The following is a 23885-nucleotide window of genomic DNA, read 5'->3' as shown; positions in this document are numbered from 1 at the left end:
TGCGAAGGTGGGGGCATGAGCGTCATCGTCGTCGCGCCGGACTCGTTCAAGGGCTCGGCGTCCGCCGCCGAGGTCGCCGCTGCTCTCGCGGAGGGCTGGGCCTCCGAGCGCCCGGGTGACCGCGTCGTGCTCGCGCCCATGGCGGACGGCGGCGAGGGGACCCTCGACGCGTTCGAGGCGGCGGTGCCCGGCGCCGTGCGGCATCCCGTGCGTGTCGTCGGCCCCGACGACGCGGAGGTCGACGCCTCCTGGCTGATGCTGCCGGACGGCACGGCGGTCGTCGAGCTCGCCGAGACGAGTGGGCTGGGGCGGATGCCGCGGCTGGCGCCGTTCGCCGCGCACACGGTGGGGTTCGGGCAGGCGATCGCGGACGCCCTGCAATCGGGGGCCGGCTCGCTGCTCCTGGCGATCGGGGGCAGCGCGTCGACGGACGGCGGCGCGGGGGCGCTCACCGCGCTCGGTGCGCGGTTCGTGGATGCGGCCGGGCGCGACATCCCGCGCGGCAACCGGGGCCTCGCGTCGCTCGCGCGGGCCGATCTCTCGGGCCTTGCGGCGCTCCCGGTCGGTGGCGCGCGCATCCTCAGCGATGTCACGAGCCCCTTGCTCGGTCCGCTCGGGGCCGCCGCGGTCTTCGGACCGCAGAAGGGTGCGGGCGAGGGGGATGTGCCGGTGCTGGAGGCGGGACTGCGGCGCCTCGCCGAGACGCTGCGGGCGGCCGGCGCTGCGACAGACCCGGACGAGCCCGGCGCCGGAGCCGCGGGCGGGACCGGCTTCGGCCTCCTGGTCTGGGGCGCGCGGATGGCGCCGGGCGCGGCCGCGGTCGGTGAGGCGCTGGGGCTGCCGTCGACGATCGCGGCGGCGGATGCGGTCGTCACGGGGGAGGGGCGCTTCGACACTCAGTCGGCGTCGGGGAAGGTGCCGACGTACGTCGCCGGGCTGGCGCGCGACGCGGGCGCGCGCGTCCTGCTGGCCGCCGGCAGCATCCAGGCGCCCACCGCCGGCTTCGCCGACGCCGTCGCGCTGGCCGACCTCGCCGGCTCCTCCGCCGCCGCGATCGCCGACCCCGTGCGCTGGGCGCGCGCCGCCGGTGCCGCCCTCGCCCGCCGCTTCCGCCCCTGACCTTCGCCCCTCTCGCCCCCTATCCCTCTCGCCCCTCCCCCCACCGTCGAGTCCGCAAACTTTGCACACGAATCGCCGTGTGGGCGTGCAATTTGTGCGTACTCGACGGTGGGCGGGAGGGGGCGGAGCGGAGGGATAGGGCGCGTCAGCGGGTGAGGGCGGCGCTCGCCTCTTCCACGATCGCGCGCATCGCGGCCTCGGCGGCTGCGGCGTCGCCCCGACGGACCGCCGCGGCGACCTCCTCATGCAGCCGGATCGCCTCCGGGTTCGCCGTGTCGGGCATCAGCGCGTGCACGGTCCGCCCGTTCAGCGCCTCCGCGACGGCGTCGCTGAGCGCCGAGAACACCGGGTTGCCGGATGCCTCCAGCAGCACGCGGTGGAAGTCGCGATCGTGCGCCAGATACTCCTCGCGGTCCGCCGATCGCTGGGTCGCCGACATCCCGACGATCGCGGCGGTGAGCTCGCCGCACTGAGCCGGCGTCGCCCGGGCGCTCGCCAGCCGCGCGGCGACCGGTTCGATCGCCATCCGCAGCTCGCCGAGCTCCGCGAGCGCGGTCAGCCGGTCGGGACCGGCGAGACGCCAGCTGAGGATGCGCGGATCGAGCGCCTGCCACGACGACTCCGGCAGCACGACCGTCCCTCGACGCCGCCTGGCCTGTACGAGCCCCAGCGACTCGAGCACGCGGATGCATTCCCGCAGGACCGTCCGCGAGATCCCGAGCCCTTCGGGCGTGAGCACCGCTCCGACGGGGATGTCGCCCGCCACGATGCGGGCGCCGAGGGAGGCGATCGCCTGCTCGTGCTGGGAGGCCTGCGTTGCCTGAGTCACGCTTCATTATCTGCGTACGGAAGTGATCGGGTCAAAGCGACACGCATTGCCCATAAACCCGTCATTATTTACCTCGATTAGACACAAATCAGGTTTATTCCTAGAGTGTTCGTGCCCTATCCGGATTCACGACCAAGGACGTTCATGACCCCCACCCTGCTCGCTCACCTGGCGGCTGCCGCCCGCACTGCGGCCCCCGCCCCCGCTCCAACTCCCAGCGGCCCCGAAGGCCAGCTCATCTTCGCCGCCCTGGCCGGCATCGCGGTCATCGTCGTGCTGATCACCTGGCTCAAGCTGCACCCGTTCCTCTCGCTCCTGCTCGGCTCGCTCGTCGCGGGCCTCGCCGCGGGACTGGCGGCGGATGCGGCGATCGCCAGCTTCATCACCGGCTTCGGAAACACGATGGGCAGCGTCGGCGTGCTCATCGGCCTCGGTGCGATGTACGGCAAGCTGCTCGCCGATTCCGGCGGCGCCGACCGTATCGTCGACACCCTCGTCTCGCGCACCAGCGCGCGCCTGCTGCCGTGGACGATGGGCGCCGTCGGCGCGATCATCGGTCTGCCGATGTTCTTCGAGGTCGGCCTCGTGCTCCTGATGCCGGTGATCATCCTGGTGACCCGCCGGTCCGGCCTCCCGCTGATGCGCATCGCTCTGCCGACCATCGCGGGCCTCTCCGCCATGCACGGACTGGTGCCGCCGCACCCCGGGCCCCTGGTCGCGATCAGCGCGCTCGGCGCCAACCTCGGCCTCACGCTGGCCTTCGGCGTGCTCGTCGCCATTCCGACGATCGCCGTCGCGGGCCCCCTGTTCAGCCGGCTGGCCGCGCGCTGGGTTCCGGTCGGCGTCCCCGACCTGTTCGTCCCGGAGGAGGGCGACGGCCCCGCGCGCCGCCGGCCGTCGTTCGGGGCCGCGCTGATCAGCATCCTGCTGCCCGTCGTCCTCATGCTCGGCAAGGCCGTCGCCGACATCGCCGCCCCCGACGCGGCCCCGGTGTGGAAGGTCGTCCTCGACTTCCTCGGCACGCCGGTCATCGCCCTGACGGTCGCCGTGCTCGCCGGCCTGCTGCTGCTCGGTGTCGGCGGCGGGATGGACCGCAAGGCCATGCAGACCAGCCTCGGCGCCTCCCTGCCCCCGATCGCGGGCATCCTCCTCATCGTCGGCGCCGGCGGCGGGTTCAAGCAGGTCCTCGTCGACACCGGCATCGGTCAGGTGATCGCGGACTGGGCGACCGGTGCGAGCGGGATCCTCGTGCTCCTCCTCGCCTGGACTGTGGCGGCGCTGATCCGCATCGCCACGGGCTCCGCGACGGTCGCGACCGTGACAGCCGCGGGCATCCTGCTCCCGCTCACCGAGCACCTGTCGACCCCGATGGTGTCGCTGATGGTGCTGGCGATCGGCGCGGGATCGGTGTTCCTGTCCCACGTCAACGACGCCGGCTTCTGGCTGGTGAAGGAGTACCTGGGCCTGAGCATCCCGCAGACCCTGAAGAGCTGGACCGTGCTGGAGTGCCTGGTCTCGATCGTCGGGCTGGCGGGTGTCCTGATCCTGAGCCTGTTCGTCGGCGGCCTCGGGTGACGCCGGTGCGCGCGGTCGTCGTCATGGGCGTCGCCGGATGCGGCAAGTCGACCGTCGCGGCTCTCCTCGCCGAGCGTCTGGGCTGGGAGCTGCTGGAAGGCGACGGACTGCATCCTGCGACGAACGTCGAGCGGATGAGCGCGGGGGTCTCGCTCACCGACGACGACCGCGCGCCCTGGCTCGCCGCCATCGCCGAGTGGATGCGGGAGCGGCTCGACGCCGGACGACCGGTCGTCGTCGCCTGCTCCGCGCTCGCGCGGAGGTACCGCGATGTGCTCCGCCGGGACGACGTGCTGTTCCTGCACCTGAGCGGCTCGCCGGAGCTCCTCGAGGCGCGCCTGGCGTCGCGCGAGCATCACTTCATGAAGTCGGGCATGCTGCAGAGTCAGCTGGCGACGCTCGAGCCGCCCGCCGACGACGAACGCCACCTCACCCTCGACATCGCCGAGCCGCCGTCCGCCCTCGCCGCCCGAGCCGCGCTCGCCGCCTCCGCCTTCACCCCCTGAGCCCCCACCGTCGAGTACGCAAACTTTGCACGCGAATCGCCGCGCGAGCGTGCAATTTGTGCGTACTCGACGGTGGAGGGTCAGGCGCGGGCGGCGGCGTACTGGGTGCGGATGACGGAGCGCGTGTCGACGGGGAGCGCGGCGGACGTCTCGACGGTCCAGGACGGACGCGTGCCGGTCAGCGCCCATGCGGCCTGCACCGCGCCGCCGTCCGCGACGTACTCGCCGGGCGCCGGCACCTCGACCGGCGCGTCGAACACCTGCGCGGCGACCTGCGCCACGGCCGGGTTCTGCGCCGCTCCCCCGATGAGCAGGATGCGGCGCTCGCGTACGCCGGCCGCCCGCACGGCGTCGAGGCCGTCGGCCAGCCCGCACAGCATCCCCTCGATGGCAGCACGCGCGAGGTTCGCCGGGGTCGTCGAGGCGAGGGTGAGTCCGTGGATGCTGGCCTTCGCGTCGGGCAGGTTGGGGGTGCGCTCGCCCTCGAAGTACGGGACGAGCACCACGCCGCCGGATCCGGGCTCCGCCGAGAGCGCCAGGGCGGACAGTCCGTCGTGGTCGACCGACAGCAGGCCGGCGACGGAGCCGAGCACCCGCGCGGCGTTGAGCGTCGCGATGAGCGGCAGGGAGAGGCCGGAGGCGTCCGCGAAGCCCGCGACGGTGCCCGACGCATCCGCGATGGGTGCATCGGTCACGGCGAAGACCGTTCCGGAGGTGCCGATCGAGACGACGACGTCGCCTTCCGCGGCGCCGAGTCCGAGGGCCGCACCGGCGTTGTCGCCCGCGCCCGGTCCGACGAGAACACCGGATGGCGTCCGGCCGGCCGAATCCGACGGTCCGAGCACACGCGGGAGCACGACGGCGTCGCCCGCCGCACCGGCCGACGAGCCCGCCTCACGGCCCGGCCGACCGAGCGCCCGCTCGAGCAGGTCGAGATCGTATGCGCCTGAGGCCGCGCCCCAGTAGGCGGTGCCGCTGGCGTCGGAGCGGTCGGTGGTCAGCGCCTCGAGGTCCGGTCCGAGCTCGCTCTCGCCCTCCGGCCCGTAGCCGCGGAGGCGCCAGGTCAGCCAGTCGTGCGGGAGCGCGACCGCGGCGACCCGCGCGGCGTTCTCGGGTTCGGCATCCCGCAGCCAGCGCAGCTTGGTCGCGGTGAACGAGGCGACGGGAACCACGCCGACGCGGTTCGCGTACTCCTCGGCCCCGACCTCGTCGATCAGGTCGCGGGCGGCCTGCGCCGAGCGGGTGTCGTTCCAGAGCAGGGCGTCGCGGATGACCCGGCCCTGCGCATCCAGCACCACCATCCCGTGCTGCTGCCCGGCGACGGAGATCGCGTCGACGTCATCGAGCCCGCCTGCGGACGCGATGGCCTCCTGCAGCGCGCTCCACCAGGCCGCGGGGTCCACCTCGGTGCCGTCGGGATGCGCGGCGCGGCCGGACCGCACCAGCGCACCGGTCTCGAGGTCGCGCACGACCACCTTGCAGCTCTGCGTCGAGGAGTCGACGCCGGCGACGAGAGTCACGGGTGTCCTTTCACGGGCGATCCCACCCGCCGTCGAGTCCGCGAACTTTGCACGTTTTCGGAGCGAGAACGTGCAAAAAGTGCGGACTCGACGGAGGGTGGGAGCGGGATGGGAGGGGGTGGATGCGGATCAGCGCGCGCCGAGCAGGTGCTCGAGCGCGAGCTGCTGCAGGCGGACGAACCCGAAGCCCTTGGCGCCGAAGTAGGCGCTCGGGTCGAAGTCCTCGTACGCGCTGCGGTCGGCGAGCAGGTCGTCGTACGACTCGCCCTCGCCGAGGGTCGGGCGGGACAGCTCGATGACGCGGGACGCCTCCAGCTGCTCCTGCACCTCCGGGTCGGCGCGGAACGCCTGCGCCCGCTCCTTGAGCAGGAGGTAGGTGCGCATGTTCGCTGCGGCCGAGTCCCAGACGCCGGTGATGTCCTCGGTGCGGGACGGCTTGTAGTCGAAGTGGCGCGGGCCCTCGTAGGCCGGGCCGCCGTCGGGGCCGCCGTTCTCGAGCAGGTCGACGAGGGCGAAGGCGTTCTGCAGGTCGCCGTGACCGAAGACGAGGTCCTGGTCGTACTTGATGCCGCGCTGGCCGTTGAGGTCGATGTGGTAAAGCTTGCCGTGGTACAGCGCCTGGGCGATGCCGGCGGCGAAGTTGAGGCCCGCCATCTGCTCGTGGCCGACCTCGGGGTTGAGGCCGACGAGCTCCGGGCGCTCCAGCGAGTTGATGAACGCGAGCGCGTGGCCCACGGTCGGAAGCAGGATGTCGCCGCGCGGCTCGTTCGGCTTCGGCTCGATCGCGAAGCGGATGTCGTAGCCCTTGTCGGTGACGTAGTCGCCGAGGAGGTTGACGGCCTCGCGGTAGCGCTCGAGCGCGGCGCGGATGTCCTTCGCGGCGTCGTACTCGGCGCCCTCGCGGCCGCCCCACATCACGAACGTCTTGGCGCCGAGCTCGGCGGCGAGGTCGATGTTGCGGAGCACCTTGCGGAGGGCGAAGCGGCGGACGGCACGGTCGTTGGAGGTGAATCCGCCGTCCTTGAAGACCGGAGCGCTGAACAGGTTGGTGGTCACCATCGGCACGATGATGCCGGTGTCGGCGAGGGCCTGCTTGAGTCGGTCGATCTGCTTCTGGCGCACGGCGTCGGTGGAGCCGAACGCGAACAGGTCGTCGTCGTGGAAGGTGAGGCCGTAGGCGCCGAGCTCGTCGAGCTTGTGCACCGCCTCCACCACGTCGAGCTGCGGGCGGGTGGGGCCGCCGAACGGGTCGGTGCCGTTGTAGCCGATGGTCCACAGTCCGAACGAGAACTTGTCGGCGCGGGTGGGGGTGAGGCTCATGATGTTCCTTCAGCGTCGTCGGTGATTTGTTGTTTCAATAAACTTATACAGCACTGGCGGGGCGAGCGCGAGTCCGGGGAGTGAACTCGCGGCGCCGGTCAGCGGGCGTCCGTGAAGACGGCACCCACGGTAGCCGTCTCGACGTCCGCCGTCACCAGGCGGGCGTCCTCCGGGGTGACCTCGTGAACGGGACCGGTGATCGTTAGCGCCGCCGTGCTCTCGCGCAGGTCGCACGACGGCCCGACCCACAGGTCCACCGCGCCGGGCTCGACGATGCGGGTCAGCGACCGGTCCGAGAAGGCGAGGCGGGTCGTCGGCACGGCGAACCGCACGACGGCCTCCTCGCCCGGCTGCAGCTCCACCCGGCGGTAGCCGAGCAGCTGCGCGACCGGACGGGTGACGCTCGCCTGCACATCCCGTGCATACAGCTGCACCAGATCGGTTCCGGCGCGCTCACCCGTGTTGCGGATGCGGACGCTCGCGGCGAACGTCCCCCCGGCGGCCACCTCCCCGTCGACCACCAGATCGCTGTGCTCGAACGTCGTGTACGAGAGCCCGTGACCGAATGGCAGCACCGGGGTGCTGTCCGCGCTCGTGATCTCGTTGGGGCCGCCGAGCACGGGGTGCAGGTACGAGTACGGCTGCGCGCCGGCCGAGCGGGGGAGCGAGACGGGGAGGTGCCCGGAGGGCGAGATCCGCCCCGAGAGCACCGCGGCCAGCGCACGGCCTCCCTCCTCGCCCGGGAAGAACGCCTGCAGCACGGCCGCGGGGGCGGTGACGCCCTCGACCGCCCAGGCGATCGCGTACGGGCGGCCGGAGAGCACGACGAGCACGACCGGCGTGCCGGTCGCGACGACACGCTCCACCAGCTCGCGCTGGATGCCGGGCAGCTCGAGGCTCTCCACGTCGTTGCCCTCGCCGACGGTCCCGCGGCCGAACAGGCCGGCGCGATCGCCGACGACGACCACGGCGACGTCCGCTGCGCTCGCCGCGGCCACTGCTGCGGGGATGCCGGAGCGGTCGTCGCCCTCCACGTCGCAGCCGCGCTCATAGGCGACCGAGGCGGATGGGAACTCGGCGCGCACCGCCTCCAGCACAGAGGGCAGCTCGAAGCCGAGCGGCACCTCCGGATGGTGCGCGAGCACGTGGTTCGCGAACGAGTAGCAGCCCATCAGGGCTTCCGGGGCGTCGGAGTTCGGGCCGAGCACCGCGATGCTCGCCGGTGCCGACGCGAGCGGCAGCGTGCCGTCGTTGGTCAGCAGCACGAGCGACTCCTCGGCCAGCCGCAGGGCGACATCCCGGTGGGCGGGAGTGTCGAGATCGATGGATGCGGGGGGCGCGTCGAAGGTCTCGTCCAGCAGGCCGAGCTCCTCCTTCTGCGCGAGCACACGGAGGACGGCGCGGTCGACCAGCGCCTCGTCGACCTCGCCCGATCGGATGCGGGAGGCCAGCGGCTCGAGGAACGCGTCGCCCGTCGGCAGCTCGACGTCGATGCCGGCCGCGAGCGCGATCGCCGCGGCCTCGCCCAGGTCGGAGGCGACGCCATGCATGGTGTGGAGGAAGGCGACGGAGAAGTAGTCGGAGACCACTGTCCCGTCGAAGCCCCACTCGTCGCGCAGCACGCCCGTGAGGTATTCGGCACTCGCCGCGACGGGGATACCGTCGATCTCGGCGTACGAGTTCATGACCGACCGGACGCCGCCGTCCCGCAGCGCCATCTCGAACGGAGGCAGCAGGGTGTCGCGCACCTCGCGGGGTCCGGCGTGCACCGGCGCGTGGTTGCGGCCCGCCTGCGACGCGGAGTAGCCGACGAAGTGCTTCAGCGTCGCGTGGACGCCGGCGCCCTGCAGCCCGCGCACGTAAGCGGTGCCGAGCGTGCCGACGACGTACGGGTCTTCCGCGATGCACTCGTCGACGCGTCCCCAGCGCGGGTCGCGGATGACATCCAGCACAGGAGCGAGCCCCTGGTGGATGCCCAGCTCGCGCATCGACATGCCGATCAGGCCGGCCATCTCCTCGACCAGCTCCGGGTCGAAGGAGGCGCCCCACGCCAGCGGCGTCGGGAAGGTCGCCGCCTTCCAGGCTGCGAGCCCGGTCAGGCACTCCTCGTGCACCAGCGCGGGGATGCCCAGCCGGGTCTCCTCCTTCAGCCGGCGCTGCTCCGCCCACAGCCAGGCCGCGCGCTCGACCGGCTCGACCGGTCGCGTGCCGTAGACGCGGGTGAGCTGCCCGAGGCCGTGGACAGTGGCGTCCGCGTACGCGCCCGGGTTGCCCATCTCGCCGGCCATCGGCGCCACGAGCTCGTCGCCCTTGTCGACCCAGAAGCCGACCAGTTGGGCGAGCTTCTCCTCCAGCGTCATGGAGGCGAGGAGGGCGCTCACGCGCTCGGAGGGCGCAGTGGAGCGCGGGAGGGATTCGGTCATGTCGATCTCACACTTCTTGACGTGCGGGCGTCAGCCCTTGACGGCGCCGGTCAGGCCGCCGACGATGCGGCGCTCGAACAGGCTGAAGAAGATCAGCGCCGGGATCATGGACAGCGACGTGAACGCGAGCACCTTGGCGGTGTCGACGGAGTACTGCGACGAGAACGCCTGCACCCCGAGCGGCAGCGTGAACGTCGCCTCGTTGTTGAGGAGGAAGAGGGGCAGCAGGTAGCTGTTCCAGCTCGCGATGAAGGCCAGGATGCCGACGGTGATGACGCCGGGAAGCGACAGCCGCAGCACCATCCGCCAGAAGAAGCCCAGGCGGCTGCAGCCGTCGATGAAGGCCGCCTCCTGGATCTCGTCGGGGATGGCGCGGAGGAAGGGCACCAGGATGATGATCGTCGTCGGCAGGGCGAAAGCGATCTGCGGGAGGATCACGCCTCCGAGCGAGTTCATCAGGCCCAGGTTGCGGACCACGATGTACAGCGGGGTGATCGCCACCGTGATCGGGAACATCAGCCCGGCGGCGAACAGCGCGTAGAGGGCGCCGCGGCCGCGGAACTGGTAGCGGGCGAGCACGTAGCTGGCCATCAGTCCGAGGATGATCACGCCGACCGTCGTCACGACGGCGACGATGGTCGAGTTGAGCACCTCCTGCCAGAACACCCCGCCCGTGAGCACGCCGATGTAGTTGGCGGCGTTCCACGGGTTGGGGAATCCGGCCGGGTCGACCGTGATCTGGGAGTTGGTGCGGAACCCGCCGATCACGATGTACGCGATCGGCGCCAGCATCAGCGCGATGACGACGAGGGCGACGAAGTAGACGGTGGGGGAGCCCCAGGGCAGCCCCTTGGCCTTCTTGCGGTCGGGCGCATCCAGGACGCCCGGCGCGTCCGGCGCGTCGGGGATGACGGTGAAGGCGCTCATCGCTTCTTCCTTCCGGTGCGCCTGTCACCCGTGAGCGCGCCCTCGGTGTCGCGCCGCAGCACGAACCGCTGGTAGAACAGGGCGACGATCAGGGAGATCAGGAAGATGACGACGGCGACGGCGTTTCCGTAGCCGAAGTTGCCGGCGTTGCGGCCGTTGGCGACCATGTAGGTCGCCATGGTCGAGGTGCCGGCGGTCGAGGCGACGTACTGGCCCCAGATGATGTAGACGAGGTCGAACAGCTGGAGCGCTCCGATGATGGAGAGGAACGCCCAGATGCGCAGCGTCGGGCCGAGGAGCGGCAGGGAGATCCGTCGCTGGATCTGCCAGTACGACGCGCCGTCGAGGGCGGCCGCTTCGTACAGCTCCTCCGGGATGCCCTGGAGCCCTGCGAGGAAGAGGATGACGGCGAAGCCGACGTACTTCCAGGTCAGGATGGCCAGCAGCGTCCAGATCGCCAGGCTCGGGTTCGACAGCCAGTCCTGGGTGAGGAATCCGAGCCCGAGGTTCTCCAGGAGCCCGTTGAGGGCGCCCTTCGTGGAGAGCATCAGGCTCCACCCGGTGCCGACGACGACCTCGGCGATCACGTACGGCACGAAGATCAGGACGCGGATCAGGGACTGCCCGCGCATCTTGCGGTTGAGCAGGAGCGCCAGCAGGATGGCCGCCGGCCCCTGGAGCACCAGGGAGCCGATCACGATGATCCCGTTGTGCAGCAGAGCCTGCTGGAACGCGGAGTCCTGGAGGATGGTGATGTAGTTCTGCAGGCCGATGAAGTCGGTGGCCGGCCCGTATCCCTGCCAGCGGAAGAAGCCGTAGTAGGCGGCGATCGCGACCGGGAAGATCACGAAGGCCAGGAAGACGATGGCTGCGGGTCCGGCCAGCAGAGCGATCTCCAGGCGCATGGCCCAGCCGGTGCGCTTGCGGCGGCGCGGCTGCGACGGGGGCGACGCGACTGCGCCGCCCCCGCCGTGCTGCGCGAGACCCGCGTTCGGCACGAGGCCGGGGGACGTGTTCTCGCGGATGTGTGTCACGAGGAGAGTCCTCAGCCCTTCTTGGCGGCGTCGTTGGCCGCCTGGATGAGCTGCTTCGGGTCGCTCTTGCCGGCCAGCATGTCGACGACCGCCACGTTGAGCGCGTTGCCGACGTTCTGTCCGAGAACGGTGTCGAGCCACTGCGAGACGTACGGGGCTGCGTTGTAGGCGGCCAGCACATCCTTCAGGTAGGGCTCGGTGACGACCTTCTGCGCCTCCGAGTTGACCGGCGGGGCGTTGAAGGCCTTGTAGTAGGCCTCCTGCTGCTCCGTCGACGCGACGAAGTTGAGGAAGTCGGCGCACTCCTTCGGAGCCTTGACCGAGCACGAGTAGCCGTCGACGCCGCCCATGATGGAGCCGGGCTCGCCCTTACCGCCCGGAACCTCCGGGAACGGGTAGAAGCCGAGGTCGGGGAGGGGCTTCTGGTCGGGGGTCAGGGACGCGATCACGCCCGGGTCCCACGCGCCCATGAGCTCCATCGCCGCCTTGTGGTTGGCGACGAGGCCCGCCGAGCTTCCGGCGCCCTGCTGTGCGGTCGTCGTGAGGAAGCCCTCGTTGAACGGCTGGGTCTTGGCGAAGTCGTTGAGGTCCTCAGCGGCCTTCAGCCAGCACGGGTCGTTGAACGACTTCGAGTCGGCCGACTTCTCCATGGTCGACCCTGCGCACTCGCGCAGAGCGAACCAGTAGAACCAGTGCGCGGCCGGCCAGGCGTCCTTCGCGCCGAGGGCGATCGGGGAGACCCCGGTGGCCTTCAGCTTGGTGACGTCGGCGTTGAGGTCGTCGATCGTCTTGGGCGCTTCGGTGATGCCTGCCGCCTTGAACAGGTCCTGGCTGTAGAAGAGACCGCCCGGGAGCACGGCGATGGGCATGGCCCACACCTTGTCCTGGTAGGTCTCCGCCTTGAACGAGCCTTCGGAGATGTTCTTCTTGGTCTCGGACGACACCTTGTCGGTGATGTCCATCAGCTGACCCGCGTTGACCATCGCCGCCATCTTCCCGCCGCCTCGCTGCAGGAAGATGTCGGGTGCGTCGCCGCTGTTGAGAGCGGTCTGCAGTTTGCCGTCGAGGTCCTCGTTCTGGATGGACTGGACCTTGATGGTGACCTTCGGGTTCGCCTTCTCGAATGCTGCGACGGCGTTCTTCCAGAACTCCTGGCCGGGGCCGGTGGTGGAGTTCTGCCAGAGGGTCATGTTGACTTTGCCGTCGCCGGAGCTGTCGGAGCCGCCACTGCACCCGGTGAGTGCGAGTGCGCCGGCCATCACGACGGCGGCCCCGGTGAGGAGCTTGGTGCCTTTCATGTGATTCCAACCTGTTCTCTTCGTTGAGGTGGGGACGTCGGAAGTGTCGCAAGCGACGGGGACTGTGTCAAACGTTTTCGAAAACCTTTTCTACGCTATGCTCGGTCGCCATGGGACGGCGTCCGACGATCAGCGATGTGGCTGCTGCTGCCGGCGTCTCGGTCGCCACCGTGTCCAAGGCCGTGAACGGCCGGTACGGTGTCGCGACCTCGACGGTGGAGCGCGTGCTGCAGGTGGTGCAGGAGCTCGGCTACGAGTCGAGCCTCGTGGCGAGCAGCATGCGCTCGCGGCGCACCGGCGTCATCGGCGTGCTCGTCGCCGACTTCGAGCCGTTCTCCGCCGAGATCCTGAAAGGCGTCGGGACGGCGCTCCATGACTCGCGCTACGACCTGCTCGCCTACAGCGGGTCACGCCAGCCGTCGAGCGAGGGATGGGAGCGGCGCTCGCTGAGCCGGCTCAGCGGCACGCTCATCGACGGCGTGATCATGGTCACTCCGACCGTCGTGAACGCGAACGCCGACGTCCCGATGGTGGCCATCGACCCGCACGCAGGACGGGCCGACCTGCCCACCGTCGAGTCGGACAGTTTCGGCGGCGCACGCAACGCGACCGCCTTCCTGATCGGGCTGGGCCACCGCCGCATCGCCTTCGTCGCCGGTCGTCCGGACCTCCGCTCGTCGAGCCTGCGCGACGCGGGATACCGCCGCGCGCTGGGCGAGGCCGGCATCCCATTCGATCCGTCGCTGGTGGCCGTCGGCCGCTACGAGCACGACACCGTGCGCGAGGTGGCGCTGCCGCTCCTGCGGCGGGCGGACCGCCCGACGGCGGTGTTCGCGGCGAACGACATCTCCGCGATCGCGGTCATCGAGGTCGCGGCCGAGCTCGGCCTCGATGTTCCGCGCGACCTCTCGGTGGTCGGCTTCGACGACATCCCCGAGGCGTCGCAGTTCAGCCCGCCCCTGACGACCGTGCGGCAGCCGATGCAGGGCCTGGGCGCGACGGCGGCCGACCTCCTGATCCGGCTGATGAACGGAGAGACGCCGGAGCGCATCCACGTCCGCCTTCCCACCCGGCTCGTCCGCCGGGCGACGACAGCCCCGCCCGCCTGACGCACATTCGTGCCGAATGTGCGTTTTGCGCCCCCGAAAGCGCACATTCGGCACGAATCAGCGCGTTCCCGACGGGTTGGCCCGGCACCGGTCCGGCCGCGATTTGGCGCAAATCGTGGCTTACGTGGCGTGATAACCGCGATTTGGCGCAAATCGTGGTTATCGGAGCGCGAGAACCGCGATTTGGCGCAAATCTTCCGATGGGGAGAGGGCAGGGAAGCGGGCGGCGGTCAGTGGAGGCGGGGGGCCAGCCAGGCCGCCTGCGTGCGCCAGTGAGCGCCGCCGCCGCCCTCGTGGTCGTTGAACGGGTACACCTCGATCGCGCGGTCGGACGCCGCGACGTGGTTGTACGCCGCGAAGGTGGTCGACGGCGGCACCACCGTGTCCATCAGCGCCACCGAGAACAGCGAGGGCGCGTGGATGCGGCGGGCGAAGTTGACCCCGTCGAAGTACGACAGCGTCCGGAACACGTCCGCGACCTCGTCGCGATGCACCGACAGGTAGGTCGCGAGCTCCAGGAAGGGTCCGCCGGCCGCCACCTCCGCGCCGCGGCGGAACGCGCAGAGGAACGCGACATCCGGCATCACGGCCGTGATGCCGCCCGCGAGTGCGCCGGCCGCGAGGGCGATCCCACCGCCCTGACTGCCGCCGGTCACAGCGATGCGGTCGGGATCGACGAACGGCAGCGACCGCGTGGCGTCGACGGCGCGCACGGCGTCCGTGAAGACGCGGCGGTAGTAGTACGTCTCCGGCGCGTGGATGCCCCGGGTCATCACGCCCGGAGTGGCCGGACCCGAGCCGTGCGGGTCGGGCGTGTCTCCGCCGCTGCCCCATCCACTGCCCTGCCCGCGGGTGTCGACGAAGACGTGCACGTAGCCGGCCAGTGCCCACGCCACGTTCTCGCCCGGCAGCCCGCGGCCGCCGCCGTAACCCTGGTACTGCACGACCGCAGGGAGCGGCCCGTCATCGTGGAGCGGCCGTGACACCCAGGCTCGCACCGGCTCCCCTCCGAACCCGGGGAAGACCAGGTCGTCGATGCGCAGCTGCGTCACCGGCGAGTCCGCGGGAGTCAGCTCCGGCACGCCACCGGCGGCGCGCGCCTCGGCGATCGTGCGCTCCCAGAAGGCGTCGAAGTCGGCGGGCTCCTGGACCTCCGGACGGAAGGCGAGCAGTTCGGAGTGGGTCAGGTCGGTGAGCGGCATCGGTCTCGCTTTCTGAACGGTTTTCGCGACGCGGGCGGCAGAGGCTGGGCGTCATTGTGGCACAGCCGGGCGCCGAGCGTGGGACCGGCCCGGCGTGCGACGGTGTGTGCGACAGTGGCTCCATGCCCGCACCAACGCGCCCCACCCTGGAGGCCATCGCGCGCGAGGCGTCCGTGTCGCTGTCGACGGTGTCGAAGGTGCTCAACGGCCGCCCCGGCGTGTCCGCCGACACCCGCCGACGCGTCGAAGAGCTGCTGCACGACTCCGGGTACGCCCGCCGCGGTGTGGATGCGGAACGCGGCGAGACCGTCGAGCTCGTCATCGAGAACCTGGCGAGCGAGTGGTCCGTCGAGGTCATCCGCGGCGTGGAGCGCGTCACCCGCGAGAACGGGCTGGCGATGACCCTCTCGACCATCGGCGACTACCACGCGGTCGGAGACGAGCTGATCACCGGGGTACTCCGCCGCAAGCCGATCGCGATCGTGCTGCAGTTCTCGAACCTGACGGCCGACCACCGCCGCCAGCTGCGCACCCGCAACATCCCCTTCGTCGTCGTCGATCCCGCCGGCGACCCTCCGCCGGACGTGCCCGCCATCGGGGCCACCAACTGGGCGGGCGGCGTCGCCGCCACCCGTCACCTGCTGGCGCTCGGCCATCGGCGCATCGCGGCGATCGCCGGCCCCGCCGATCTGATGTGCTCCCGCGCTCGGGTCGCCGGATATCAGTCGGCCCTGCAGGAGGCCGGCCTCCCGGTGCCGTCGGAGATCGGCGGGGGAGGGTTCTCGCGCGCGGAGGGCGAGCGGGAAGGGCGCAGGCTGCTCGCGTCGCCGGACCGCCCGACCGCCATCGTCTGCGGCAACGACATGCAGGCGCTCGGCGTGTACGACGCCGCCTTCGCGCTCGGCCTCGATGTGCCCCGGGATGTGTCGGTCGTCGGCTTCGATGACGCGCCGTCCGCGGCGTGGGCGCGACCGCCGCTGACGACCATCCGGCAGCCGCTGCAGGAGATGGCGGAGGAGGCGACCCGCCTCGCGCTGCGGCTCCGGGCCGGCGCGGTGGAGAACACCCGGCTGGAGCTCGCGACCGCCCTGGTCGAGCGCGGGTCGACGGCAGCGCCCGCCGCCTGACGAAAGTTTTCCAACCCCCGCAGGAAACTTGCTCCCCCGCCGCCCGCGAACTACCGTCGCACGGGTACCGCCAGACGAAGGGCCGACGATGACCGACGACAAGCCGCAGCTCCGGGTCGCCATGATCGGGTACGGGTTCATGGGCGCAGCACACTCGCAGGGCTGGCGCACCGCCCCGCGCTTCTTCGACCTCCCCGCCGAGCCGGTCATGTCCGTGATCGTCGGCCGCGACGCCGCCCGCGTCGAGGATGCGCGCCGCCGGTTCGGCTGGCAGCGCGCCGAGACCGACTGGCGCGCCGTGATCGACGACCCCGAGATCGACGTCGTCGACATCTGCACACCCGGCGACAGCCACGCGGAGATCGCGATCGCCGCCCTCGACGCCGGCAAGCACGTGCTCTGCGAGAAGCCGCTCGCCAACACCGTCGCGGAGGCGGAGGCGATGACCGCCGCCGCCGAGCGCGCCGCCGCCCGCGGCATCCGCTCGATGGTCGGCTTCAGCTATCGCCGGGTCCCCGCCATCGGCTACGCCCGCTCGCTGGTGCAGGAGGGGCGCCTCGGCGCCATCCGCCAGGTGCGCGCGCTCTACCTGCAGGACTGGCTCCGCGACGAGGACGGCCCGATGACCTGGCGCCTCGACAAGGCGCTCGCCGGCTCCGGCTCGCTCGGCGACATCGGGGCGCACGCCGTCGACCTCATCGAACACCTCACCGGCTCGCAACTCGGTGCGGTCTCCGGGACCCTGACCACCTTCGTCGAGGAGCGCCCGCTGCTCGGCGAGGGCGTCGGCCTGTCCGGCACCGCATCCACAGAACGCGGGAAGGTCACCGTCGATGACGCCGCCTGGTTCACCGCCCGGCTCGAAGGCGGGGAGGCCGACGGCGCGATCGGCGCCTTCGAGGCCACCCGGTACGCGACCGGCCGCAAGAACGCGCTCCGCATCGAACTCAGCGGCTCGCGCGGCGCCATCGCGTTCGACCTCGAGGAGATGAACGAACTGCAGTTCTACGACGCGACGGCCCCGGCCGGGGAGCAGGGCTTCACGCGGATCATCGTCACCGAGCCCGAGCATCCCTACATGGCCAACTGGTGGCCGACCGGTCACGCCATCGGCTACGAGCACGCGTTCAGCCACGAGGTCGTCGACCTGGTGACCGCCATCGCGTCCGGAACCGACCCCGAGCCGTCGTTCGCCGACGGCCTCCACATCCAGCGCGTCCTCGAGGCCGTCGAGCGCAGCGCCGCCGACGGCAGCGCCTGGACCCCGATCCCCTGAACCACGCCCGCAGCTCCTGAGTTTTTCGGCCGAATGGCGTTCGAAAAGCAGAGAAACTCAGAAGCCGGCGGCGACCACCGGAAGGAAGCATGAGCAAGCAGGCACTGATCGTCCGTGGAGGATGGGATGGGCACATGCCCGTCGAGACCACGGAGCTGTTCCTCCCCTTCCTGCGCGAGAACGGCTTCGACACCCGGGTCGAGGAGGGCACGGCCGTCTACGCGGACGACGCCTTCATGGACACCGTCGACCTCGTCGTGCAGGTCAACACCATGAACACGATCGAGGAGCCTGAGTTCCGCGGCCTCCAGCGGGCCGTGCTCAACGGGACGGGGATGGCCGGCTGGCACGGCGGGATCGCCGACTCGTACCGCAACAACGCCGACTACCTGCACATGATCGGCGGACAGTTCGCCCATCACGCGGGCAAGGATCCGGCCGAGCGCGTCGGCGAGCAGTCGGACAACTACATCCCGTACACCGTGCACATCACCTACTACGGCCGGACGCATCCCATCACGCAGGGGATCGACGACTTCGACCTGGTCACCGAGCAGTACTGGGTGCTCAGCGACGAGTACAACGACGTCCTCGCCACAACCACCCAGAGCGTCCGCCCGTGGGATGCGTGGAACCGCCCCGTCACCGCTCCGGCCATCTGGACCCGGCAGTGGGGGAAGGGACGCATCTTCGTCTCGGCACCCGGCCACCGGCTGGAGATCGTCGAGAGCCAGCCCGTCCGCACCATCATCGAGAGGGGGATGCTGTGGGCGTCCCGTTGAACGTCGGCGTCATCGGCGTCGGCAACATCAGCCGGCAGTACTTCGAGCACTTCCCGCAGCTGCCGAACCTGCGTCTGACCGCCGTCGCCGACCTGGATGTGGAGCGCGCCTCCGCGGTCGCCGCCGAGCAGGGCGTGCTCGGGCTCTCGGTCGACGAGCTGCTCGCGCATCCCGAGGTGGATGCGGTGCTCAATCTGACCATCCCGCAGGCGCACGCCGAGATCGCCCTCCGCGCGCTCGCCGCGGGCAAGCACGTCTACGGCGAGAAGCCGCTGGCTCTCTCGACCGCGGAGGCGGCACCGGTCCTCGAGCGGGCTGCGGCGCAGGGCCTGCGGATCGGCAGCGCTCCGGACACCGTGCTGGGCACCGGCATCCAGACCGCCCTCGCGCTGCTCGACGACGGCCGGATCGGCGACCCGGTCGCCGCCGCCGTCGCCTGGAGCGCACCGGGCCACGAGCTGTGGCATCCGGCTCCGGCGTTCTACTACCAGCCGGGCGGCGGCCCGCTGTTCGACATGGGGCCGTACTACCTGACCAGCCTGGTCAGCTTCTTCGGTCCGGTCGTGCGGGTGTCGGGGGCGACCGGCCGGTCGACGCGCGAGCGCACGGTCGCGACCGGCCCGCTCGCCGGCTCGACCATCCCGGTGGATGTGGACACCCACGTGACCGCCCTGCTCGAGCATGCGTCCGGCGTCATCTCGACCGTGACCGTCTCGTTCGAGGTGTGGGCGACGCGCGCTCCGAAGTTCGAGGTCTACGGGACCGCGGGGACGATCGCCGTGCCCGACCCCAACATGTTCTCCGACCCGGTGGAGCTGGCCACGGCCGACGACCGCGAGTTCCGCGAGGTGCCGGTCGCCGCCGGCTACGCGGACGCCGGTCGCGGCTACGGCCTCGCCGACATGGCGCGGGCGATCGAGACGGACCGCCCGCACCGGGCCTCCGGCGAGCTCGCCTTCCATGTGCTCGAGATCATGGAGTCGGTGATCCGGGCCGGGGCGACCCACACGGTGGTGGAGCTCGCGTCGACCGTCGAGCGTCCGGCCCCTGTGCCGCTGGGCGCGCGTCCCGAGAGCTGGTGAGCGACCGAACCCGGTGACCGAGCGGCTGCACGCCGCGCGTTATGGTCATTCCATGTCCGCATCCGAGCTGAGCACCGTGCGCCCGTCGTCGGGCGGCGCCACGGACGCGCTGCGCCGCAGCAACCTGGCGACCGTGCTCGGTTTCGTGCACCGCGACGGAGCTCTGTCGCGCAGCGACCTGACCCGCCTGACCGGGCTGAACCGCTCGACGGTCGGCGACCTGGTGGCGGAACTCGCGGCCCTCGACCTGGTCGAGGTGGACGAAACGCCAGGAGGCGGTCGCGCCGGTCGTCCGAGCCCCGTCGTCCGCGTCTCGGGCAGTGTCGCCGCCGTCGCGGTGAACCCCGAAGTGGATGCGGTGATCGTCGGCCTCGTCGGTCTCGGCGGCCGTGTGCTCAAGCGGGTCCGCATCGAGACCGCGTCGGCCCGGTCGGCCGCGGAGACCGTCACGCTGGCCTCCGCCGGCATCGCCGGGATGCTGGCGGGGGAGTCCGGCATCCGCATCGCCGGGATCGGCGTCGCAGTGCCCGGCCAGGTGCGGCTGTCGGACGGCATGGTCCGGGAGGCGACGCACTTCGGCTGGGTGGACGAGCCGCTGGCCGGGATGCTCTCCGCCGCGACCGGCTACCGGGTGTGGGCGGCCAACGCGGCCGTCCTCGGCCTGCGGGCCGAGAGCGCGTTCGGCGCCGGGCGCGGCGTCGACGACCTCGTGTACATGATCGGCGGAGCGTCAGGGATCGGCGGCGGCGCGATCGGCGGCGGCCGTCTGCTGACGGGTGCCGCCGGATACGCGGGGGAGTTCGGGCACACGTTCGTCCGGTCGGACGGCCGGCACTGCTCCTGCGGATCGCGCGGGTGCCTGGAGGCCGAGGTCACCCAGGCGGAGCTGCTGGCGTCGGTGGGCCTCGCGTCGGCGGAGGCCGCATCCCTCGCCGACCGGCTGGTCGCCACGGAGGATCCAGCGGCGCTCGCCGTCATCGAGCGGGACTACGCGCTGCTGTCGATCGCGGCGCGTAATGCCGTCAACGTGTTCAACCCCTCGCTGCTCGTGCTCGGCGGCTTCCTCGCCGCCCTGTACCGGGGGGCCCGCGCGCACGGCGCACCCGACCTGCTCGACGATGTCGTGCACTCGGCGAGGGAGGGCGTCACCGTGGTCGAGGCGGAGCTCGGAACCGATCAGCTGCTCATCGGCGCGGCCGAGCTGGTGCTGGCCGACCTGATCGCGGACCCCGCTCGAGCGCTCGTCGCCGCCTGAGCCTGCGGGCGCTGCCGGGCGAGAATGCGCCTGACGCGGCTCGTATGTTGTTGCCGAAAACTAACTGTTCTACCCGGCAATCATGCGGTTTAGCATCCAAATGCGGACTTGATTTCGCCACCTTCGTCGCTTATGTTGTGTTCACCAACAAAATGCATCGGAGTGGCTGCGAGGCCTGCAGACGCGCGTCCACTCCACTACAAGGAGGTAACAGATGCGCAAGAGGCACCTCGCAATCGGCGCCGTTCTGGCCGCCGGTGCCCTGCTGCTCGCCGGATGCTCCGGCACGTCCGGTTCGTCGTCCGACAGCACCGACGGGAAGGGCAAGACCCTCACCCTGTGGCACTTCGAGAGTGAAGACTCGGCGATGGGCAAGGCCTGGAACGAGGCCATCAACGAGTTCGAGTCGGAGACCGGCGCCAAGGTCAAGTTCGAGGCGAAGGCATTCGAGCAGATCCGCTCCACCGCGTCCCAGGTCCTGAACTCGGACCAGGCCCCCGACATCCTCGAGTACAACAAGGGCAACGCGACCGCCGGCCTCCTCGCCAGCCAGGGCCTGCTCACCAACCTCGACGACGCCGTCAAGAAGTACGGCTGGGACAAGAAGCTCGCGCCCAGCCTGCAGACCACGTCGCGATACGACGACAAGGGCATCATGGGTTCCGGCTCGTGGTACGGCATCCCGAACTACGGCGAGTACGTCGAGGTCTACTACAACAAGGACATGTTCGCGAAGTACGGCATCGAGGTGCCGAAGACGCAGGACGAGTTCGTCGCCGCGCTGCAGAAGTTCAAGGACAACGGCGTCACCCCGCTCGCGGAGTCGGCGGCCGAGTACCCGCTCGGCCAGCTCTGGTACCAGCTCGCGCTGACCAAGGCCGACCGGTCGTTCGTCGACGACTACCAGCTCTACAAGGGCAAGGTGAACTGGCAGGGCAGTGAGCTCCTCTCCGCCACCAAGACGGTCGACGACTGGGTGCAGAAGGGTTACATCTCCAAGGACGCCTCCGGCCTGAAGGCCGAGGACGCCGGGACCGCGTTCATCTCGGGCAAGTACCCGATCTTCTTCTCGGGCAGCTGGTGGTACGGCCGCTTCCAGACGGAGATCAAGGACTACCAGTGGGGCACGTTCCTCTTCCCGGGCACCAAGCTCTCGCCCGGATCCGCGGGCAACATGTGGGTGATCCCCGAGAAGGCGAAGAACAAGGGTCTTGCCGAGAAGTTCATCGACATCACGATGACCCCGAAGATCCAGGCGCTCATCGGCAACAACGGCGGCGTCCCCGTCGCGGCCGACACGGCCGACATCACCGACGAGAAGTCGAAGGAGCTCATCGCGAACTTCAACACCCTCACCGGGGAGGACGGCATCGCGTACTACCCCGACTGGCCTACGCCGACCTTCTACGACCAGCTGAACGCCGGTCTGCAGGAGCTCATCAACGGCACGAAGGACCCGTCCGCGGTCAATAAGGAGCTCGGCTCCGAGTACCAGGACGGCGTCGACCAGATCGTCAACCAGTAAAACTCCCAAGCCCCCACCGTCGAGTCCGCACAAATTGCACGCGCCACGCCGTTCCAGCGTGCAAAGTTCGCGGACTCGACGGTGGGGGAGGGAACGCAAAGGAGAGAACGCATGGTCGACGTGAGCGTGCGCGCGCCGGAAGGGCGCAGACGGAAGGCGCAGAGCGAAGCGCTGGTGCCAGGCCGAGGGCACGGCCGGTTCTGGCTGTACCTGCTTCCGGGATTCGTCCTGCTGACGGTGATCGTCCTCGTCCCGCTGGTGTGGAACATCTACCTCAGCTTCACGAGCTACCGCGGCATCCGCCCGCCGAAGTTCATCGGGCTGAACAACTGGGTCCGCCTGATGGGCGACGACAAGTTCTGGACATCGTTCGGCAACTCCATCGCGATGATCATCGCGATGGTCGTCATCCCGACCCTCGTCGGCCTCATCCTCGCGGCCATGCTGTTCGACCTGGTCGGCAAGAAGTTCGGCGGCAAGCTCGCCAGCTTCCTGCGGGCCACCTACTACCTCCCGCAGATCCTGCCCGTCGTCATCGCGGCGATCGTGATCGGCTGGATCCTGCGGCCCGACAACGGCGCGCTCAACACCATGCTGCAGGCCGTCGGTCTGGGGCAGTTCGCCCACAACTGGCTGGGCAGCCCGGACACGGCGCTCGCATCCATCATGGCCGTGATGGTCTGGGTGCAGATCGGCTATCCGGTCGTCATCTTCATGGCGGCGCTCCAGCGGGTCGACCCCGAGCTGTACGAGGCGGCCGAGCTCGATGGAGCCAACTGGTTCCAGCGGTTCCGCTCGATCACCGTGTCCATCATCCGGCCCGAGATCTTCGTCGTCACCCTGACCTGCACCATCGCGGCCCTCAAGGTCTTCGGCCCGGTCTACACGCTGACCCGCGGTGGGCCCGGCACGGCGACCATGGTGCCCAGCTACTACTCCTACAGCGAGTTCTTCCAGAGCCAGCAGGTGGGATACGGCGCCACCATCGCGACCGCGCTGACGGTGGTCATCATCGCCGTCTCCGTCCTCTTCATGATCGCCCAGAACCGCGCGGAGCGCAGGGAGAACCAGATCTGATGTCGACCACCATCGAGCGCCCCCGCACGGATGCGGCGACGGCGCAGCCCCGCCGGCTGAAGCGGCAGAAGCCGCGCAAGACCGTGACCGACTGGGTCATCCTCGTCGTCGCGATCCTCATCGGGATCGGCATCGCCTTCCCGTTCCTGCTGATCCTCATCAACTCGTTCAAGAGCCCGGCCGACTACAACTCGGGTGGTCCGCTGCAGCTGCCGACGTCGCTCTACACGGACGGCATCGTCAACTTCTGGAACCGCGTCAACTTCCCCGAGAAGCTGTGGAACTCCATCTTCATCTCCGGGATGGTCGCCCTGCTGTCGGTCGTGCTGTCGGTCCTCAACGCGTACGCGCTCGGCATCGGCCGGGTGAAGGCGCGCACCTGGATCATCGTGCTGTTTCTGCTGGCCAACATGCTGCCGCAGGAGGCCCTGCTCTACCCGCTGTATTTCATGTTCAAGCAGGTCGGCCTGTACGACAATCCGTGGGCGGTCATCATCATCTTCACGGTGATCCAGAGCGCGTTCGGCACGTACCTGCTGTCGAGCGTGTACGGCACCTTCCCGAAGGAGGTGCTGGAGGCCGCATCGCTCGACGGCGCCGGCCGCTGGCGCATCCTGTGGCGCGTCGTCGTCCCGATCTCGCGCCCGACGCTGAGCGTCCTGCTCATCTTCTTCTTCATCTGGACGTGGAACGAGTTCCTGATCCCGCTGACCTTCCTGGTGTCGAACGACAATCAGACGGTCCCTGTCGCGATCAGCGCCCTGCAGGGCGACCGGCTGATGGATGTGACGACCACGTCCGCCTCGGCACTGCTCGGCCTCATCCCCACGCTCGTCTTCTTCCTCATCTTCCAGCGCACCCTGACCCGCGGCATCACCGCCGGCGCGGTCAAGTAACCG

The 23885-nt window shown here is 70.3% G+C and carries 20 protein-coding genes; 12 read left to right on the top strand and 8 right to left on the bottom strand.

All coding sequences use genetic code 11. From position 1 onward, the window contains the following. The first annotated feature begins 15 nt into the window (after positions 1-15). The gene (locus H284_RS0106250) at positions 16-1119 is read left to right on the top strand and encodes a glycerate kinase (RefSeq protein WP_020075556.1); all 1104 of its coding nucleotides are present in this window, start codon (positions 16-18) and stop codon (positions 1117-1119) included. Between the two features lie 145 nt (positions 1120-1264). Here H284_RS0106250 and H284_RS0106245 read toward each other — a convergent pair whose 3' ends face one another. Then, positions 1265-1948, bottom strand: a complete 684-nt coding sequence (locus tag H284_RS0106245; RefSeq protein ID WP_020075555.1) for a FadR/GntR family transcriptional regulator — start codon at positions 1946-1948, stop codon at positions 1265-1267. 144 nt (positions 1949-2092) lie between these two features. Between H284_RS0106245 and H284_RS0106240 the strand changes: the two genes are divergently transcribed. Both H284_RS0106240 and H284_RS0106235 read left to right on the top strand, forming a co-directional pair. Next, on the top strand, positions 2093-3523 hold the full coding sequence (locus tag H284_RS0106240; RefSeq protein ID WP_018189874.1) for a GntP family permease: 1431 nt from the start codon (positions 2093-2095) through the stop codon (positions 3521-3523). Further along, the gene (locus H284_RS0106235) at positions 3520-4029 is read left to right on the top strand and encodes a gluconokinase (protein WP_020075554.1); all 510 of its coding nucleotides are present in this window, start codon (positions 3520-3522) and stop codon (positions 4027-4029) included. Before H284_RS0106240 ends, H284_RS0106235 begins: the two co-directional genes overlap by 4 nt. 80 nt (positions 4030-4109) lie before the next feature. Here H284_RS0106235 and xylB read toward each other — a convergent pair whose 3' ends face one another. From xylB to H284_RS0106205, 6 genes are all read right to left on the bottom strand, one after another. Beyond that, a complete protein-coding gene (gene xylB / locus H284_RS0106230) occupies positions 4110-5549 on the bottom strand; it encodes a xylulokinase (protein ID WP_020075553.1) in 1440 nt (479 codons plus the stop codon). Between the two features lie 129 nt (positions 5550-5678). After that, a complete protein-coding gene (gene xylA, locus H284_RS0106225; protein WP_020075552.1) occupies positions 5679-6869 on the bottom strand; it encodes a xylose isomerase in 1191 nt (396 codons plus the stop codon). 98 nt (positions 6870-6967) lie between these two features. After that, the gene (locus H284_RS0106220) at positions 6968-9292 is read right to left on the bottom strand and encodes a beta-xylosidase/alpha-l-arabinosidase (RefSeq protein ID WP_020075551.1); all 2325 of its coding nucleotides are present in this window, start codon (positions 9290-9292) and stop codon (positions 6968-6970) included. A gap of 30 nt (positions 9293-9322) precedes the next feature. Beyond that, positions 9323-10219: a carbohydrate ABC transporter permease gene (locus H284_RS0106215; RefSeq protein WP_018189879.1), complete on the bottom strand. Its 897-nt coding sequence runs from the start codon at positions 10217-10219 to the stop codon at positions 9323-9325. After that, positions 10216-11253: a carbohydrate ABC transporter permease gene (locus H284_RS0106210; RefSeq protein ID WP_018189880.1), complete on the bottom strand. Its 1038-nt coding sequence runs from the start codon at positions 11251-11253 to the stop codon at positions 10216-10218. Before H284_RS0106210 ends, H284_RS0106215 begins: the two co-directional genes overlap by 4 nt. A gap of 11 nt (positions 11254-11264) precedes the next feature. Next, a complete protein-coding gene (locus H284_RS0106205; RefSeq protein ID WP_020075550.1) occupies positions 11265-12551 on the bottom strand; it encodes an ABC transporter substrate-binding protein in 1287 nt (428 codons plus the stop codon). 110 nt (positions 12552-12661) lie between these two features. Between H284_RS0106205 and H284_RS0106200 the strand changes: the two genes are divergently transcribed. Beyond that, positions 12662-13660, top strand: a complete 999-nt coding sequence (locus H284_RS0106200) for a LacI family DNA-binding transcriptional regulator (RefSeq protein ID WP_018189882.1) — start codon at positions 12662-12664, stop codon at positions 13658-13660. 230 nt (positions 13661-13890) lie between these two features. Here the strand turns inward: H284_RS0106200 and H284_RS0106195 are convergent, their stop codons facing one another. Beyond that, complete coding sequence (locus H284_RS0106195; protein ID WP_020075549.1) at positions 13891-14862, bottom strand: acetylxylan esterase; 972 nt, start codon at positions 14860-14862, stop codon at positions 13891-13893. Between the two features lie 173 nt (positions 14863-15035). Here H284_RS0106195 and H284_RS0106190 point away from each other — a divergent pair, with 173 nt between their 5' ends. From H284_RS0106190 to H284_RS0106155, 8 genes are all read left to right on the top strand, one after another. Beyond that, on the top strand, positions 15036-15989 hold the full coding sequence (locus tag H284_RS0106190; protein ID WP_020075548.1) for a LacI family DNA-binding transcriptional regulator: 954 nt from the start codon (positions 15036-15038) through the stop codon (positions 15987-15989). Between the two features lie 88 nt (positions 15990-16077). After that, entirely contained in the window at positions 16078-17265 is a 1188-nt protein-coding gene (locus H284_RS0106185; RefSeq protein ID WP_020075547.1) for a Gfo/Idh/MocA family protein, read from the top strand. A gap of 89 nt (positions 17266-17354) precedes the next feature. Further along, complete coding sequence (locus H284_RS0106180; RefSeq protein WP_020075546.1) at positions 17355-18047, top strand: ThuA domain-containing protein; 693 nt, start codon at positions 17355-17357, stop codon at positions 18045-18047. Beyond that, on the top strand, positions 18032-19129 hold the full coding sequence (locus H284_RS0106175; RefSeq protein ID WP_020075545.1) for a Gfo/Idh/MocA family protein: 1098 nt from the start codon (positions 18032-18034) through the stop codon (positions 19127-19129). The genes H284_RS0106180 and H284_RS0106175 overlap by 16 nt, the downstream gene beginning before the upstream one ends. A 52-nt stretch (positions 19130-19181) precedes the next feature. Further along, the gene (locus H284_RS0106170) at positions 19182-20384 is read left to right on the top strand and encodes an ROK family transcriptional regulator (RefSeq protein WP_020075544.1); all 1203 of its coding nucleotides are present in this window, start codon (positions 19182-19184) and stop codon (positions 20382-20384) included. Between the two features lie 214 nt (positions 20385-20598). After that, on the top strand, positions 20599-21909 hold the full coding sequence (locus H284_RS0106165) for an ABC transporter substrate-binding protein (protein WP_020075543.1): 1311 nt from the start codon (positions 20599-20601) through the stop codon (positions 21907-21909). A gap of 111 nt (positions 21910-22020) precedes the next feature. Further along, positions 22021-22986 carry a carbohydrate ABC transporter permease gene (locus H284_RS0106160; protein ID WP_020075542.1) on the top strand — a complete coding sequence of 322 codons (966 nt, stop codon included), beginning with the start codon at positions 22021-22023 and terminating at the stop codon, positions 22984-22986. After that, on the top strand, positions 22986-23882 hold the full coding sequence (locus H284_RS0106155) for a carbohydrate ABC transporter permease (RefSeq protein ID WP_020075541.1): 897 nt from the start codon (positions 22986-22988) through the stop codon (positions 23880-23882). The genes H284_RS0106160 and H284_RS0106155 overlap by 1 nt, the downstream gene beginning before the upstream one ends. Positions 23883-23885 lie beyond the last annotated feature (3 nt).

This window comes from Cryocola sp. 340MFSha3.1 (assembly GCF_000383315.1).
In the GTDB taxonomy this organism is placed as follows: domain Bacteria; phylum Actinomycetota; class Actinomycetes; order Actinomycetales; family Microbacteriaceae; genus Leifsonia.
This window is presented reverse-complemented; position numbering and strand designations above follow the sequence as displayed.

What these genes read in the sequence shown, in the direction of transcription:
- H284_RS0106195 (WP_020075549.1), bottom strand. Translation starts at nt 14,862, where the DNA reads ATGCCGCTCACCGACCTGACCCACTCCGAACTGCTCGCCTTCCGTCCG.
- H284_RS0106205 (WP_020075550.1), bottom strand. Translation starts at nt 12,551, where the DNA reads ATGAAAGGCACCAAGCTCCTCACCGGGGCCGCCGTCGTGATGGCCGGC.
- H284_RS0106240 (WP_018189874.1), top strand. Translation starts at nt 2,093, where the DNA reads ATGACCCCCACCCTGCTCGCTCACCTGGCGGCTGCCGCCCGCACTGCG.
- H284_RS0106160 (WP_020075542.1), top strand. Translation starts at nt 22,021, where the DNA reads ATGGTCGACGTGAGCGTGCGCGCGCCGGAAGGGCGCAGACGGAAGGCG.
- H284_RS0106200 (WP_018189882.1), top strand. Translation starts at nt 12,662, where the DNA reads ATGGGACGGCGTCCGACGATCAGCGATGTGGCTGCTGCTGCCGGCGTC.
- H284_RS0106220 (WP_020075551.1), bottom strand. Translation starts at nt 9,292, where the DNA reads ATGACCGAATCCCTCCCGCGCTCCACTGCGCCCTCCGAGCGCGTGAGC.
- H284_RS0106250 (WP_020075556.1), top strand. Translation starts at nt 16, where the DNA reads ATGAGCGTCATCGTCGTCGCGCCGGACTCGTTCAAGGGCTCGGCGTCC.
- H284_RS0106155 (WP_020075541.1), top strand. Translation starts at nt 22,986, where the DNA reads ATGTCGACCACCATCGAGCGCCCCCGCACGGATGCGGCGACGGCGCAG.
- H284_RS0106215 (WP_018189879.1), bottom strand. Translation starts at nt 10,219, where the DNA reads ATGAGCGCCTTCACCGTCATCCCCGACGCGCCGGACGCGCCGGGCGTC.
- H284_RS0106180 (WP_020075546.1), top strand. Translation starts at nt 17,355, where the DNA reads ATGAGCAAGCAGGCACTGATCGTCCGTGGAGGATGGGATGGGCACATG.
- H284_RS0106170 (WP_020075544.1), top strand. Translation starts at nt 19,182, where the DNA reads ATGTCCGCATCCGAGCTGAGCACCGTGCGCCCGTCGTCGGGCGGCGCC.
- H284_RS0106165 (WP_020075543.1), top strand. Translation starts at nt 20,599, where the DNA reads ATGCGCAAGAGGCACCTCGCAATCGGCGCCGTTCTGGCCGCCGGTGCC.
- H284_RS0106185 (WP_020075547.1), top strand. Translation starts at nt 16,078, where the DNA reads ATGACCGACGACAAGCCGCAGCTCCGGGTCGCCATGATCGGGTACGGG.
- xylA (WP_020075552.1), bottom strand. Translation starts at nt 6,869, where the DNA reads ATGAGCCTCACCCCCACCCGCGCCGACAAGTTCTCGTTCGGACTGTGG.